Genomic DNA, 14157 nt, shown 5'->3' with positions numbered 1-14157 from the left:
ACCTTGCATACAATCAGAAGATACTGCCCATAATTTAATCTGCTGATTTCCTGATCAGGACTCCAACTTCGATTATATCTGATATTTTTCAATATCTTACGAGGAAATGCCCGCTCCGCAGCCTCTGGCACGAAGCTTGCGACATCCTATCCCGGGCTCCGCCAGACCGGCGCGGCCGCGAGATTAAGGCGGTTCATCCGCCAAGGGAGCAACCAATGGACTTTGGCAGGATTTCACGACGGCATTTGTTGCAGGGCGGTGCCGCCCTCACCCTCGGCGCGGCGACCGGCGCCCGTCCGGCCTTCGCGGCCGACACGACCATCGGCTTCATCTATGTCGGCTCGCGCGATGACTACGGCTACAACCAGGCGCACGCGCAAGGCGCTGCGGCGCTGAAGAAGATTCCCGGCCTCAAGGTGGTCGAGGAAGAGAAGGTGCCGGAGACCGACGCTGTCGAGAAGACGATCGAGTCCATGATCAACCTCGACGGCGCCACGCTGATCTTCCCAACCTCGTTCGGCTACTACAATCCGCACATGATCAAGATGGCTGCCAAGTACCCGAAGCTGCGCTTCGAGCACTGCGGCGGCTTGTGGAGCGACAAGGACCCGAAGAACGCCGGCAGCTATTTCGGCTATATCGACGAAGCCCAGTACATCTCCGGCATCGTCGCGGGCCTGACGTCGAAGAGCGGCAAACTCGGCTTCGTCGCAGCCAAGCCGATTCCCCAGGTGCTGCGCAACATCAACGCCTTTGCGCTGGGCGCCAAGTCCGTCAATCCGAAGGCCACCACGCAGGTGATCTTCACCGGGGACTGGTCGATGCCGGTCAAGGAGGCCGAAGCCACCAACAGCCTGATCGACCAGGGTGTGGACGTGCTGACCTGCCACGTCGACGGCCCCAAGACCATGGTCGAGAACGCGGCGCGACGCGGCGCCTTCGTCTGCGGCTATCACACCAACCAGTCGGCGCTGGCGCCCAAGGCCTATCTCACTGGCGCCGAGTGGAACTGGGAAGCGCTCTATCCGAAGTTCGTCAAGATGATCGCCGCCGGCGAAGGCATCCCGAATTTCTACCGCGGCGGCCTGAAGGAAGAGATCGTGAAGGTCTCGGCCTATGGCGAGGCCGTCTCGGCCGAGGCGCGCAAGGCGGCAGACGAAGCCAAGGCCAAATTCCTGTCCGCGGACGGGTTTGCCATCTTCAAGGGCGGCCTCGTCGACAACAAGGGCAAGACGGTGATCGCGGCCGGCACCGATCGCGGCCAGAAGGATCCCGAACTCGAGAAGATGGACTATCTCGTCGAGGGCGTGATCGGAGCGACTTCGTGACAGCGGAAGCAGCGGATTCCGCCGAGGCGGTCGGGGCAGTTGTCCCGGCCGCCAAGCCGGGGTTTCTCCAACGCCACGGCGGCACGATCGAATATGTCCTGATCCCGGGCGCGGCGCTCGCCGGCGCGCTCGTGGTGTTCGGCATCTTCGTCATGCTGTTCGGCAAGAACCCGCTCGACCTCTATTTCTACATGTATTACGGCGCCTTCGGCACCTGGTTCTCCTGGCAGAACACGCTGACGCGTGCAGCGCCCCTTATCCTCACCGCGCTCTGTACGGCGCTGCCGGCGCAACTCGGCATGGTCATCATCGGCGGTGAAGGCGCATTGCTGATCGGCGCGCTGTCGGCGACGAGCGCCGCGCTGTTGCTTCAGGGCATGCCCCCGCTCGTCGTGCAGATTGCCATGGTCATAGCCGGCGTCATCGGCGGTGGATTGTGGATCATGCTGGCCGGCGCGCTTCGGCAGTATCGCGGCGTCAACGAGACGATCTCGAGCCTGCTGCTCGTCTACATCGCGCTCGCCATCCTCAATCACCTCGTCGAAGGCATGATGCGGGATCCCGCGAGCCTCAACAAGCCGTCGACACGCGAGATCGGCGCCGCCAACATGATCGGCACGATCCCCGGCACCGACGTGCATTGGGGGCTCGTCTTCGGCCTGATCGCCGCGGTCGCCGCCTACATCCTGATCTATCACACCGTGTTCGGCTTCGCCGCGCGGGTTGCCGGCGGCAACATCCGCGCCGCCAAGATCGTCGGCCTCGGCGTCAGCAAGCTGATCCTGACCATCTGCTTCCTCGCCGGCGGCGCCGCTGGTCTTGCCGGCATGGTCGAGGTTGCCGCCGTGCAAGGCCGCACCAACGCCAATCTCGCGGCAGGCTATGGCTTCACCGGCATTCTGGTTGCCTTCCTCGCCCGACAAAATCCGCTTGCGATCATTCCTGTCGCGATCCTGCTCGGCGGCATCAGCGCCAGCGGCGGTCTGTTGCAGCGCCGCCTCGGACTGCCGGACGCGTCCGTGCTGGTGCTCCAGGGCATCATCTTCGTCTTCGTGCTCGCCAGCGATGCGCTCTACGGCCGCATCGGTTTCCTGAAAGGCAAGTCCTGATGGCAGACGGATCGATCGGACTCTGGACCGTCCCGCTCGCCGTGCTCGGTGGCGCCATCCGTGTGTCGACACCGTTCCTGTTCGTAAGCCTGGGTGAGTGCATCACAGAGCGCTCGGGGCGCATCAATCTTGGCCTTGAAGGCACGCTGGTGATGGGCGCGATGAGCGCCTACGGCATCTCCTATCTCACGGGCTCGCCATGGTTAGGGGTGCTCGCCGCCGGCATCACCGGCGCGCTTCTCGGTGCGCTACATGCCGGCATCTGTTCGTTGCCTCGCGTCAACGACGTTGCGGTCGGCATCGCCCTGATGCTGTTCGGCACCGGCCTCGCCTTCTATCTCGGCAAGCCGCTGATCGAGCCGACCGCGCCAAGGCTGCCCGCGATTGATTTCGGCTGGTGGAGCGACATCCCGCAGGTGCGCGCCGCGCTCCGCGTCAACGTCCTGTTCCTGATCGGCGTCGCGCTGGCACCGATCCTCTATTGGGCCTTCCGCACCACGCGGTGGGGCCTTCTCATCCGCACCGCCGGCGAGAGTTCGGATGCTGCGCGCGCGATGGGCCATTCCGTGCTGCTGATCCGCCTGCGGGCCACCATGGTCGGCGGCTTCCTCGCCGGCATCGGCGGCTCGTTCCTGTCGCTGTTCTATCCCGGGAGTTGGAACGAAGGCCTCTCCTCCGGCCAGGGCATCACCGCCGTGGCGCTCGTGATCTTCGCGCGCTGGGATCCCCTGCTCTGCCTGTGGGCCTCGCTCGCCTTCGGCGGCGCGGCGGCGCTCGGACCGGCGCTGCAATCGGTCGGGGTCACCTCCGGCTATCACCTCTTCAACGCCGCGCCCTACATCCTGACGCTGGCGATCATGATCATCACCTGCTCGCCGAAACGCACGCTGACCGGAGCCCCGGCCGAATTGTCGATCACCCGCTAGAGAGCCCAATCATGCCCGAGCGCTATCTCAAGTCCGAGCCCTACGCCTGGCCCTACAATGGCGATCTCCGCCCGCAGAACACCGCGCTCATCATCATCGACATGCAGACCGATTTCTGCGGCGTCGGCGGCTATGTCGACAAGATGGGCTATGATCTCTCGCTGACACGAGCGCCGATCGAGCCGATCAAGAGGCTGCTCACAGCTATGCGCGCCCAAGGCTTTCACATCATTCATACCCGCGAGGGCCACCGCCCCGATCTCTCGGATCTTCCCGCCAACAAGCGCTGGCGCTCACGCCAGATCGGCGCCGGCATCGGTGATCCCGGCCCGTGCGGCCGCATCCTGGTGCGCGGCGAGCCCGGCTGGGACATTATCGAGGAGCTCGCGCCGCTGCCCGGCGAGCCCATCATCGACAAGCCCGGCAAGGGCTCGTTCTGCGCCACCGATCTGGAGCTGATCCTGCGCGTGCGTGGCATCGAGAACATCGTTCTCACCGGCATCACCACCGATGTCTGTGTCCACACCACCATGCGCGAGGCCAATGACCGCGGCTTCGAATGCGTTCTGCTGCACGATTGCTGTGGCGCGACCGACAAGAGCAACCACGATCACGCGCTGAAGATGATCAAGATGCAGGGCGGCGTGTTCGGCGCCGTCTCGACGTCGGATGCCTTCATCGGAGCGATTTCGTGATCATCGGCGAGCCGCCTCCGCTTGTCGGCGCCTTCGGCGTCGACGCCATCGCTATGACCATGCGCTTCGGCGATTTCCTGGCACTGGACAATGTCGAATTGAAAGTGCGGCCCGGATCGTTCCACGCGCTGCTCGGCGAGAACGGCGCCGGCAAATCGACGCTCGTCAAATGCATCATGGGCTATTACCACGCGACCGAAGGCGACATCCTCGTCGGCGGCCGCGAGCAGGCGATCGCCAATCCGAAGGATGCTCACGCGCTCGGCCTCGGCATGGTCTATCAGCATTTTACGCTGGTCCCGGCCATGACGGTCGCCGAAAACCTCGTGCTGGCGCGCGACGACGTGCCGGCGGTGGTGAACTGGGCGAAGGAGATGAAGGAACTCGAAACGTTCCTCGCGCGCATGCCCTTCAGGGTGCCGCTCTCTGCAAAAGTCTCCGACATCTCGGCCGGCGAGCGGCAGAAATGCGAGATCCTGAAGCAGCTCTATCTGAAGCGTCGCTTCCTGATCCTGGATGAGCCGACCTCGGTGCTGACGCCGGCGGAAGCCGACGAGGTGCTCGGCATGCTCCGCGACATGGTCGTCAAGGGCGAGCTGACCATTTTGATGATCACGCACAAATTCCGCGAGGTCATGGCCTTCGCCGACGAGGTCACGATCCTGCGCCGCGGCAAGCTTGCTGGCGCCGGCAAGGTTTCCGAGCTGACACCGGATACGATGGCGCGCACCATGATCGGCGCCGAGGAGCTGACCGTGCAACCACCGCGAACCGGCGAAGCCGGCAAGCCGCGCCTGGAGCTCGAAAAGCTTCGCGCGCTCGACGATGCCGGCGCCACGGCGGTGCACGACGTCACCCTCACGGTGCGCGCCGGCGAAATCGTCGGCATCGCCGGCGTCTCCGGCAATGGCCAGCGCCAGCTGGTCGAAGTCCTGGCCGGCCAGCGCGAAGCGGAGGGCGGCGAAATCCGCGTCGCAGGCGATCCCTATCATGCCAGCCGCGAGGAGATGCGGCGCCACAAGATGTCGCTTCTGCCCGAGGAGCCGCTGAAGAACGCCTGCGTCGGCGGTATGAGCGTCGCCGACAACATCGCCTTCCGCGAGTTCGACCGGGCGCCCTTCGCGAGCGGCGGCTGGTGGCTCAATCGCGGCGCCTTCCGCGACGACGCGAAGAAGAAGATCGGCCAGTACAAGATCAAGACCCGCACCCCGGATACCCCGATCTCGGCGCTCTCGGGCGGCAACGTGCAGCGCGCCGTGCTCGCCCGCGAACTCGGCAGCGCGGTAGAGGTGCTGATCGCGGCCAATCCCTGCTTCGGCCTCGACTTCGCGGCCGTGGCGCAGATCCACGCCGAGATCATGGCCGCGCGCAACCGCGGCGCCGCGGTGCTGCTGGTCAGCGAGGATCTCGACGAATTGCTCGAATTGTCCGACCGGCTGGTGGTGATGTTCCACGGCGAATTCGTGTATGAAGCACGGACCAGCGAAGCCGATCTCACCGAGGTCGGCCGGCACATGGCGGGGCATTGAACGCGGAGGCGCAATGAACGGCGAGCGCGACGAGCACTTTTTGCGTCTGTCGTTCGCGGTCGCCCGCCGATCCCTTACCCATGGCAACCATCCCTTCGGCTGCATTGTCGTCGATGCCGACGGCAAGGTGCTGATCGAGACCGAGAACGGCTACATGCCGGACCACGACGGCACCGCGCATGCAGAGCGCCTCGCCGCCACGCAAGCATGCCGCACGCTTGGCCGCGAGGTGCTGGGGACGGCCACGCTCTATTCCTCCGCCGAACCCTGTGCGATGTGCGCCGGCGCGATCTACTGGGCCGGGATCGGCCGCGTGGTCTACGGGCTCAGCGAGCACCGCCTGCGCGGCGTCACCGGCAATCATCCGGAGAACCCGACGCTCGACCTGCCCTGTCGCGAGGTGTTCGCGAGCGGCCAGCGGCCGACCGAGGTCGTGGGACCGCTACTCGAAGACGAAGCCGAAGCCCTGCACGACGGCGTGTGGACGAAGTAGGTATCCAGCAATCAGTATCGTAGGGTGGGCAAAGGCGCCCTTGCGCCGTGCCCACCATCTAGAAGTCGCGGGCACGCTTCGTTTTGCCCACCCTACGGCAGCGTCGCTCACCGCAAACACGAATGGCGCCACGCATCCCTGCGCGGCGCCATCCGGAGATCGTCGTCCAATCAGAACTTCACAGTGATACCACCGTAAACCGTGGACTCGGTGCAGCTCTTGGTGCTCTGGCCGGTGGCGGCGACCGTGCAGACGCCGGGCATCGCATTGTGGTCGAGGCCGAACTTGTTCTGCCAATAGCGATAGGCGACCCAGAGATCGACGAAGTGCGAGTACTTGTCACCCCAAGCCGCCTTCGAGGCGTCGAAGGTCAGACGGATCGGTTCGCTGTTGAGCTCGGTCTTGGACGCGGTCGAGAACCGGCCGATGCCCGAGAGCGCAGGGAGTCCATTGGAGTCGCCCTTCGGGCCGTACCAGCCGGCGCGGCCGCTGATCGACCAGAACTGCATGTTCGGCGGCAGGAAACCCAGATCCATGTAGTAGTTGACTTCGACGGCCCAGGTCGGGTTGTAGCTGACATTGCCGTCGGAGTTACAGGTCACGCCGGGCGTACCCGCGCCGAACAGACCGCACTGCGTGAAGGAGTTGTGGTTCGAGAACTCCCAGTACATCAACGGAGCGACGTTGATATAGCCCTTGTAGGGAAGGTCGAAGGCGAACTGGAGACCGGCGACGACGTCACGCTTGGCGGGCGCGAGGAAGGTGTTCTCGCTGTTGGCGTCCATACCCACTTCGAACGAGATGTTGTGCAGCGGACCCATGGTGAAGGTCTTAGTGTTGAACAGCTCGTTCCAGCCCAAGGTCGAGCGGAACAGGCCGTAGATCTCGGTGGCACCAGCGCAATTGCTGGCGGTGCCGTTGATGTTCACGCCAGGTGCCGTACAGGGCGAGGCCGGGTCATTGTGACCCGACTTGAACATCGAGATCGTGAAGAAGTTGGTGCCGTAGGCCCAGAGGTCGAAATGAGTGAAGGAGTAGACCTGCTTGGCGGTGGTGCCGTTGATGCTGCCGTCGGGGCGAACGCTCCACATGCCGGGATCGGTGCCCTTGGGCATCCAGGAGAACGACACGCGGTTATCGATCACCAGGAAGAACGGGAGGTCAGCCGCCTTCTTCGGCGCCTTGACCTGCATATCCGCCGCGTGAGCCAAGCCACCGATGGCCAGCGTAGCAAGTGACAGCGCCGTTGCTGCAATTGCCTTGAAACGAAACGACATCGTGAATACCCCCAAGTTTGGACACGTAAAGATGAATGTCCCTTGGGTGCGACACTTGCGCTGAAGTCCTGAGGTGAGAAGCCTCAACTTTTTTCAAGGCATGCCGCTTGTTTCGGCAGCGCACCGCGCTTCACTGTGGAATTTTGCAGAGTTAGATGCTGCACCGTCGGCGGCCGTCGACAACGTCTTGCCGAACATTCCCGTCTGATTCTGTTTGGCTTTTGCGTCGACGCGACAACCCGAGCGCGACTGTCGAAGACGCCTGTCGTGGTCACGGCGGAATGCATACGAGCGCTGGCGCGACTTTGCTCAACTTCACGTCAAGCCTGCATAGCGGGTTCCGATTTGGCTTGTACCGTCACAAATTTGCAACAGCCGCCATGCGCGGCGCGCGACCGCAAGAGCCGTGCAAGGGGCCGTCGGTGACGTCCGACGGCTGAAAACGGCCGCGACTCACGCGGACGGCCGCCTGCCGAAGCGTTAAGCAAGGGATGACGCTTTTTCACACCTTACGCGGCGGTTCAAACTAGCCCACTATTGAGGCACTTCATCCCATGCAAGCGCATCAGCGAATGTTAGATCCGACGCCTAACGGCCTGCATTCCGGCGAGTCCCCGTTGCTTCAAACGGTGGGGCTCACCAAACGCTATGGGGATTTCCTCGCCAACGATTCCATCGACATCGACATCTGGCCGAAGGAAATCCACGCGCTGCTCGGCGAGAACGGTGCCGGCAAGTCGACACTGGTGAAGGCGATCTATGGGCTGATCCAGCCCTCTGCCGGTGAGATCCGATGGCAGGGCGATCGAATCGTGCTGTCCGGCCCGTCGGAAGCGCGCAGCCGCGGCATCGGTATGGTGTTCCAGCACTTTTCGCTGTTCGACAATCTCACCGTCGCCGAGAACGTCGCGCTTGGCCTCGACGGCAAGGAATCCTTCAAGGACATGTCGGCGCGGCTGGAACAGGTGTCGAGGACCTATGGCCTGCCGCTCGATCCCAGGCGCGAGGTCTGGCAGCTCTCCGTCGGTGAACGCCAGCGCATCGAGATCGTTCGCGCGCTGATGCAGGACCCGAAATTCCTGATCCTGGACGAGCCGACCGCGGTGTTGACCCCGCAGGAGGCCGACCAGCTCTTCATCGTGCTGGAGCGGCTCAAGGCCGAAGGCCGCGCCATCCTCTACATCAGCCACAAGCTCGAGGAGGTGAAGCGGCTCTGCGATACGGCCACGATCCTGCGCGGCGGCAAGAAGATCCAGACCTGCAATCCCCGGCTCGAGACCGCAGCATCGCTCGCACGCATGATGGTCGGCGGCGAGATCAAGGAGGTGAAGGCGCCCGCAGGCCGGCAGACGACGATACCGCGGCTGGTCGTCAACGACCTCTCGCTTGCGCCGGACGAGGCACATGGTGTGCGGCTCGAGCATATCTCTTTCGAACTGAAGGGCGGCGAAATCCTCGGCATCGCCGGCGTTGCCGGAAACGGCCAGGACGAGTTGTTCGCAGCACTGTCCGGCGAGCGGCTGTCGAAGGATCCCGGCACGGTGGTGATCGAAGGCATCGCCGCCGGCCACCTCTCGATCACCAAGCGGCGCAAGCTCGGCGCCGCTTTCGTGCCCGAAGAGCGGCTCGGCCACGGCACCGCGCCGCGCATGAAGCTGTCGGAGAATGCGCTCCTGACAGGACACGCCGCCAGCGGCATGGTCAATCACGGCTTCATCGACACCGCGGCCACACTGAAGACCGTCGACAAGGCGACCGAAACCTTCGACGTGCGCAAGGCCAAGCGCGATCCGGAAGCGGCATCCCTCTCCGGCGGAAACCTGCAAAAATTTATCGTCGGCCGCGAGATCCTGCGCAACCCGGCGGTGCTGGTCGTGAGCCAGCCGACCTGGGGCGTCGACGCGGGTGCTGCCGCCGTCATCCGCCAGGCGTTGCTGGATCTCGCGAGCGCAGGCGCCGCGGTGCTGGTGACCAGCCAGGATCTCGACGAACTCGCCGAGATCGCCGACCGCATCGCCGTCATGTTCCACGGCCGACTGTCGGAACCGCTCGCCACGCGCGACGCGACGCGCGAAAAGCTCGGCCTGTTGATGGGCGGCAGCAGCCTGGAGCCGAAGGAGGCCGCGCATGCAGTTGGTGCTTGAGAAGCGCGCCGAGCGCTCCAACGCGATCGCGCTGGTCTCCCCGCTCATCGCGATCGGCCTGACCATCGTGACCATGACCATCCTGTTCGCGATCCTCGGCAAGAATCCGCTGCTCGCCCTGCAAGCCTATTTCATCGCGCCCCTGACTGACGGCTATTCGCTGCAGGAGATCGCGGTGAAGGCGACACCTTTGGTGATGATCGCGATCGGGTTGTCGCTCTGCTATCTCGCCAACGCTTGGAACATCGGCGCCGAAGGGCAATTCCTGATCGGCGCCGTTGCCGGAAGCTGGATCGCAGTGAAGACGCAGGGCACCGACGCCGGTGCATGGGTTCTGCCGGCGATGCTCGTGCTCGCCGCAGCCGCGGGCGCGCTCTATGCGCTGATCCCGGCGATCTGCAAGGTGAAGTTCGGCGCCAGTGAAATCCTCACCAGCCTGATGCTGGTCTATGTCGCCGACCTCCTGCTGGACTATCTCGTCCGCGGCCCCTGGCGCGATCCGAACGGCTTCAACTTCCCGACCACGGCCGAGTTCGATCCTGTCGCGACAGTGCCGCTGCTGATCGAAGGTGGCCGGCTGCATCTCGGCTCGATCATCGCGCTGCTGGTCGTTGCGGCGGCTGCGATCCTGCTCGGGCGCACCATCAAGGGGTTCGAGATTCGCGTCGTCGGTGCCGCGCCGCGCGCGGCACGGTTCGGCGGCTTCTACGCCAACCAGCTGATCATCCTGACCTTCGCGGTGTCGGGTGCGCTGGCGGGCCTTGCAGGTATCATCGAGGTCGCCGGCCCCGTCGGCCATTTGCAGCCCGGCATCTCGCCCGGCTACGGTTTCACCGCGATCATCGTCGCCTTCCTCGGCCGACTGAATCCGATTGGAATATTAATTGCAGGCCTTTTTCTCGCACTGACCTTTATCGGCGGCGAGCAGGCGCAGATCGCAATGAAGATCCCGTTGGACGTCACCAAGGTCTTTCAGGGCATCCTGCTGTTCTACGTGCTCGCCTGCGATTCCCTCATTCTCTACCGCTTCAAGCTGGTCTTCCCGAACCGTCAGGTGACCCGTGGAGCTGGTTGAAGCCATCATCCTGTCGGTGCTCGCTGCATCGACACCACTGTTGATCGCGGCGACCGGCGAGCTCGTCACCGAACGCGCCGGCGTGCTCAACCTTGGCGTCGAGGGCATGATGATTGTCGGTGCCGCTTGCGGCTTTGGCGGCGCGTGGCTCACCGGATCAATCTTCATCGGTGCCCTGTTCGGCATCATCGCGGGAACATTGATGTCGCTGATCTTCGCGCTGATGGCGCTCAGGCTTGCCGTCAATCAGGTCGCGACCGGCCTCGCACTGACCATTCTCGGCGTTGGTCTCTCCGGCCTGATCGGGGCCGGATTCGTCGGCGAGCGCATCACTCCGGCCGCGCATCTTTATATTCCCGGCCTCACCGACATTCCGCTGGTCGGCCGCGTACTGTTCGGCGAAGACGCCTTCGTCTATTTCTCGATCGCACTCATTATCGGCGTCTGGTGGTTCCTTTATCGCACGCGCGCGGGATTGATTCTCCGTGCCTGCGGCGACAACCACGTCTCCGCACATGCGCTCGGCTATCCCGTGCTGCGCATCCGCACCCTCGCCGTGATGTTCGGTGGGGCCTGCGCCGGGCTTGCAGGCGCCTATCTGCCGCTCGCCTACACGCCGTTCTTCATTCCCGGCATGACGGCGGGCCGCGGCTGGATCGCGCTGGCGCTGGTCGTGTTCGCATCCTGGCGCCCGGGCCGGCTGGTGGTCGGCGCCTATCTGTTCGGCGCGGTGACGATCCTGCAACTGCATGCGCAAGGCTGGGGTGTCGGCATTCCCTCGCAATTCATGTCGGCGCTGCCTTACCTCGCGACCGTCATCGTGCTGGTTCTGCTCTCCCGCGCGCGCTCCGGTGGCTCGACTGCACCGGCCGCGCTCGGCACCGTGTTCGTGCCTGACCGCTAGTGTGTTCATTTCCGCGGCGTGCGCGATGGGGCGCACACGTCGCGGATCGTGGCTTTCCCCTGATGTTTGGAGATTGATGATGAGGAAATCACTTCTTGCGCTGGCTGCCGGCCTTCTGCTTGCCGGGAGCGTCGGCGCAGCCTCCGCCGCCGACAGGCTGAAAGTCGGCTTCATTTACCTCGGCCCGATCGGCGATCTCGGCTGGACCTATCAGCACGAGCTCGCTCGCCAGGCGCTGGTGAAGGAGCTCGGCGACAAGATCGAGACCACCTATCTCGAAAACGTGCCCGAGGGTCCCGACGCCGAGCGCGCCATCGAGCAGCTGGTCCGCGCCGGCAACAAGCTGATCTTCACGACGTCGTTCGGCTACATGGACCCGACGCTGAAGGTCGCCAAGAAATATCCGAACGTGCATTTCGAGCACGCCACCGGCTACAAGCGCGACAAGAACATGTCGACCTATTCGTCGAAATGGTACCAGGGCCGCTACATCCAGGGCCTGATCGCGGCCAAGATGTCGAAGTCCGGCGTGCTCGGCTATATCGGCTCGTTCCCGATTCCGGAGGTCGTCTCCGGCATCAACGCCACGATGATCGCGGCGCAGACCATCAACCCGAACATCAAGGTCAAGATCATCTGGGCCAACACCTGGTTCGATCCGGGCAAGGAGGCCGACGCCGCCAAGGCGCTGATCGACCAGGGTGCCGACGTCATCATGCAGCACACGGATTCGCCTGCAGCGATGCAGATCGCCAGCGAACGCGGCAAGTTCGCCTTCGGCCAGGACTCCGAGATGATCAAGTTCGGGCCCAAGACCCAGCTGACCTCGATCCTCGACACCTGGGGCCCCTACTACATCGAACGCGTCAAGGCCGAGCTCGACGGCACCTGGAAGTCCGAGGACAGCTGGGGCGGTCTCGACAGCCACATGTTCGCGATGGCGCCGTATACCAACATGCCTGACGACGTGAAAAAGATGGCCGAGGATGCCCAGGCCGCAATCACCGCGGGCAAGCTGCATCCGTTCAAGTGCCCGGTCGTTGGGCAGGACGGCAAGGAGATCGAGTGCAAGGGCGGCGCCAATCTCGCGGACGGCCAGATCCTCGGCATGAATTTCTACGTCAAGGGCATCGACGACAAGCTACCGGGCAAGTAGCACGCTTCTTGCATTGGCTAAAACACCTGCTCCTCCCGGAGGAGGTTCGGAGGGGGTGGCCAGAAGCACCCGGCACTTGTGGTCGCCCCCTCCTTCTATTTCACCCCGCGTGCATCGCCCGCGCCGCGGAACTATGCCGGCGGATGAGGTCCGGGACGTCCAGTCCCGGGATCGCGCCGTCGACCACGGCCCAATTCCCCGCCACCATCACCCGATCGGCCCGATGAGCCCCGCACAGCACCAGTGCAGCCAGGGCATCGCCGTGGCCGGAAAAGCGCAGCTCGTCCAGCCTGAACAGAGCGAGGTCGGCGGCTTTGCCGACCGCGATCTCGCCGAGCTCCGGCCGACCGACGCACGCGGCCGAGCCCTTGGTGGCCCAGCGCAGCGCATCCTTGTGGCTGACCTTGGTCACGCCGTAGCGCGCCCGCTGCAGCAGAAAGGCGGCACGCACCTCCTGCATCAGATTGGATCCGTCGTTGGACGCCGAGCCGTCCACGCCGAGCCCGATCCCGACACCGGCCTCTTCCATCTCGCACACCGGGCAGCAGCCGGAGGCCAGCAACTGATTGCTGCACGCGCAATGGCTGATGGTGGTCTTCGCCTTGCCGAGGCGCTTCATCTCGTCGGCGTTGAAAAAGATGCCGTGAGCGAGCCAGGTCCGCGCATTGAGCCAGCCGCATTGCTCGAGATAGTCGAGCGGACGACAGCCATACATCTGCTGGCAGAATCTGTTCTCGTCCTCGGTCTCGGCGAGGTGGGTGTGCAGGCGCACGTCGAGCTTGTCGGCAAGGTCGGCGGTGGCGCGCATCAGCGAGGTCGTCACCGAGAACGGCGAGCAAGGTGCCAGCGCAATCTGCACCATCGCATCCGCACCGCGCTGGTGATGCTTTGCCACGACGCGCGCGCTGTCGGCGAGGATCGTGTCCTCGTCCTGCACGACGCTATCCGGCGGCAGGCCGCCATCGCGCTGCGACAGGTTCATCGAGCCACGCGTCAGCAGCACGCGCATGCCGAGCCGTTTGGCGACGCCGACCTCGATGTCGACGGACTCTTCAAGCCCTGCCGGGAAGACGTAGTGATGATCGGTCGTGGTGGTACAGCCCGAGAGCAGGAGTTCGGACATCGCAACGGTGACGCCGAGTTCGAGTCGCTCCGGCGTCAGCTTCGCCCACACCGGATAGAGCGCCTGCAGCCAGGGAAACAGCTCGCGGTCCATCGCCGCCGGCAGCGCCCGCGTCAATGTCTGATAAAAATGATGATGGGTGTTGATGAGGCCCGGCAGCACGACGTGCTCGCGCGCATCGAACACCCCGACATCGGCAGTTGCCGGTGTTCCGCCAGCCGGCACCAGTTCAACGATACGGCCATCCTTAACGACGATGCCGCCTGCGGCGCCGTCGGCGAGGATGGCCAGGGGATCCCTGATCCAGATCGGCTTTGCGTCGCTCATGAACCTGTTTCTCCTCGCCGTCGTTAACGAATAGCCTGCAAGGCAGAGGCCATCCCGAAGGCGTTATTGCT

At 64.2% G+C, this 14157-nt stretch carries 12 protein-coding genes; 10 read left to right on the top strand and 2 right to left on the bottom strand.

Features of this window, described 5'->3' with window-relative positions; all coding sequences use genetic code 11:
- The first annotated feature begins 215 nt into the window (after positions 1-215).
- Genes QA645_RS13545 through QA645_RS13520 form a run of 6 tightly spaced genes read left to right on the top strand, consistent with a single transcriptional unit; the run spans position 216 to position 6080 of the window.
- Positions 216-1328 carry a BMP family ABC transporter substrate-binding protein gene (locus QA645_RS13545; RefSeq protein ID WP_283050782.1) on the top strand — a complete coding sequence of 371 codons (1113 nt, stop codon included), beginning with the start codon at positions 216-218 and terminating at the stop codon, positions 1326-1328.
- Positions 1325-2437, top strand: coding sequence for an ABC transporter permease (locus tag QA645_RS13540; protein WP_283050781.1), 1113 nt, complete (start codon positions 1325-1327; stop codon positions 2435-2437). Before QA645_RS13545 ends, QA645_RS13540 begins: the two co-directional genes overlap by 4 nt.
- Positions 2437-3363, top strand: coding sequence for an ABC transporter permease (locus QA645_RS13535; protein WP_007612833.1), 927 nt, complete (start codon positions 2437-2439; stop codon positions 3361-3363). The genes QA645_RS13540 and QA645_RS13535 overlap by 1 nt, the downstream gene beginning before the upstream one ends.
- An 11-nt stretch (positions 3364-3374) precedes the next feature.
- Positions 3375-4058 carry an isochorismatase family cysteine hydrolase gene (locus QA645_RS13530; RefSeq protein WP_254132901.1) on the top strand — a complete coding sequence of 228 codons (684 nt, stop codon included), beginning with the start codon at positions 3375-3377 and terminating at the stop codon, positions 4056-4058.
- Positions 4055-5587 (top strand): ABC transporter ATP-binding protein, encoded by a 1533-nt coding sequence (locus QA645_RS13525; protein WP_283050780.1) that lies wholly within the window; start codon positions 4055-4057, stop codon positions 5585-5587. The genes QA645_RS13530 and QA645_RS13525 overlap by 4 nt, the downstream gene beginning before the upstream one ends.
- Positions 5588-5600: 13 nt before the next feature.
- Complete coding sequence (locus QA645_RS13520; RefSeq protein WP_283050779.1) at positions 5601-6080, top strand: nucleoside deaminase; 480 nt, start codon at positions 5601-5603, stop codon at positions 6078-6080.
- A 170-nt stretch (positions 6081-6250) separates the two neighbouring features.
- On the opposite strand, the gene QA645_RS13515 is transcribed toward QA645_RS13520, so the two are convergent.
- Positions 6251-7357: a hypothetical protein gene (locus QA645_RS13515; protein ID WP_283050778.1), complete on the bottom strand. Its 1107-nt coding sequence runs from the start codon at positions 7355-7357 to the stop codon at positions 6251-6253.
- A gap of 572 nt (positions 7358-7929) precedes the next feature.
- Between QA645_RS13515 and QA645_RS13510 the strand changes: the two genes are divergently transcribed.
- From QA645_RS13510 to QA645_RS13495, 4 genes are all read left to right on the top strand, one after another.
- Positions 7930-9501 (top strand): ABC transporter ATP-binding protein, encoded by a 1572-nt coding sequence (locus tag QA645_RS13510; RefSeq protein WP_283050777.1) that lies wholly within the window; start codon positions 7930-7932, stop codon positions 9499-9501.
- Complete coding sequence (locus QA645_RS13505) at positions 9485-10576, top strand: ABC transporter permease (protein WP_283050776.1); 1092 nt, start codon at positions 9485-9487, stop codon at positions 10574-10576. The genes QA645_RS13510 and QA645_RS13505 overlap by 17 nt, the downstream gene beginning before the upstream one ends.
- A complete protein-coding gene (locus tag QA645_RS13500; protein ID WP_283050775.1) occupies positions 10563-11480 on the top strand; it encodes an ABC transporter permease in 918 nt (305 codons plus the stop codon). Before QA645_RS13505 ends, QA645_RS13500 begins: the two co-directional genes overlap by 14 nt.
- 79 nt (positions 11481-11559) lie before the next feature.
- The gene (locus tag QA645_RS13495) at positions 11560-12636 is read left to right on the top strand and encodes a BMP family ABC transporter substrate-binding protein (protein ID WP_283050774.1); all 1077 of its coding nucleotides are present in this window, start codon (positions 11560-11562) and stop codon (positions 12634-12636) included.
- 100 nt (positions 12637-12736) lie between these two features.
- Here the strand turns inward: QA645_RS13495 and QA645_RS13490 are convergent, their stop codons facing one another.
- Positions 12737-14086: an 8-oxoguanine deaminase gene (locus QA645_RS13490; RefSeq protein ID WP_283050773.1), complete on the bottom strand. Its 1350-nt coding sequence runs from the start codon at positions 14084-14086 to the stop codon at positions 12737-12739.
- Positions 14087-14157: the final 71 nt, after the last annotated feature.

Source organism: Bradyrhizobium sp. CIAT3101 (assembly GCF_029714945.1).
In the GTDB taxonomy this organism is placed as follows: Bacteria; Pseudomonadota; Alphaproteobacteria; order Rhizobiales; family Xanthobacteraceae; genus Bradyrhizobium.
Note: the sequence above shows the minus strand (reverse complement) of the source record. Positions and strands in the feature narration are given on the sequence as shown.

Excerpts from the sequence above, each read along its gene's own strand:
- QA645_RS13545 (WP_283050782.1), top strand. The coding sequence starts at position 216 with ATGGACTTTGGCAGGATTTCACGACGGCATTTGTTGCAGGGCGGTGCC.
- QA645_RS13535 (WP_007612833.1), top strand. The coding sequence starts at position 2,437 with ATGGCAGACGGATCGATCGGACTCTGGACCGTCCCGCTCGCCGTGCTC.
- QA645_RS13530 (WP_254132901.1), top strand. The coding sequence starts at position 3,375 with ATGCCCGAGCGCTATCTCAAGTCCGAGCCCTACGCCTGGCCCTACAAT.
- QA645_RS13520 (WP_283050779.1), top strand. The coding sequence starts at position 5,601 with ATGAACGGCGAGCGCGACGAGCACTTTTTGCGTCTGTCGTTCGCGGTC.
- QA645_RS13515 (WP_283050778.1), bottom strand. The coding sequence starts at position 7,357 with ATGTCGTTTCGTTTCAAGGCAATTGCAGCAACGGCGCTGTCACTTGCT.
- QA645_RS13510 (WP_283050777.1), top strand. The coding sequence starts at position 7,930 with ATGTTAGATCCGACGCCTAACGGCCTGCATTCCGGCGAGTCCCCGTTG.
- QA645_RS13505 (WP_283050776.1), top strand. The coding sequence starts at position 9,485 with ATGCAGTTGGTGCTTGAGAAGCGCGCCGAGCGCTCCAACGCGATCGCG.
- QA645_RS13495 (WP_283050774.1), top strand. The coding sequence starts at position 11,560 with ATGAGGAAATCACTTCTTGCGCTGGCTGCCGGCCTTCTGCTTGCCGGG.
- QA645_RS13490 (WP_283050773.1), bottom strand. The coding sequence starts at position 14,086 with ATGAGCGACGCAAAGCCGATCTGGATCAGGGATCCCCTGGCCATCCTC.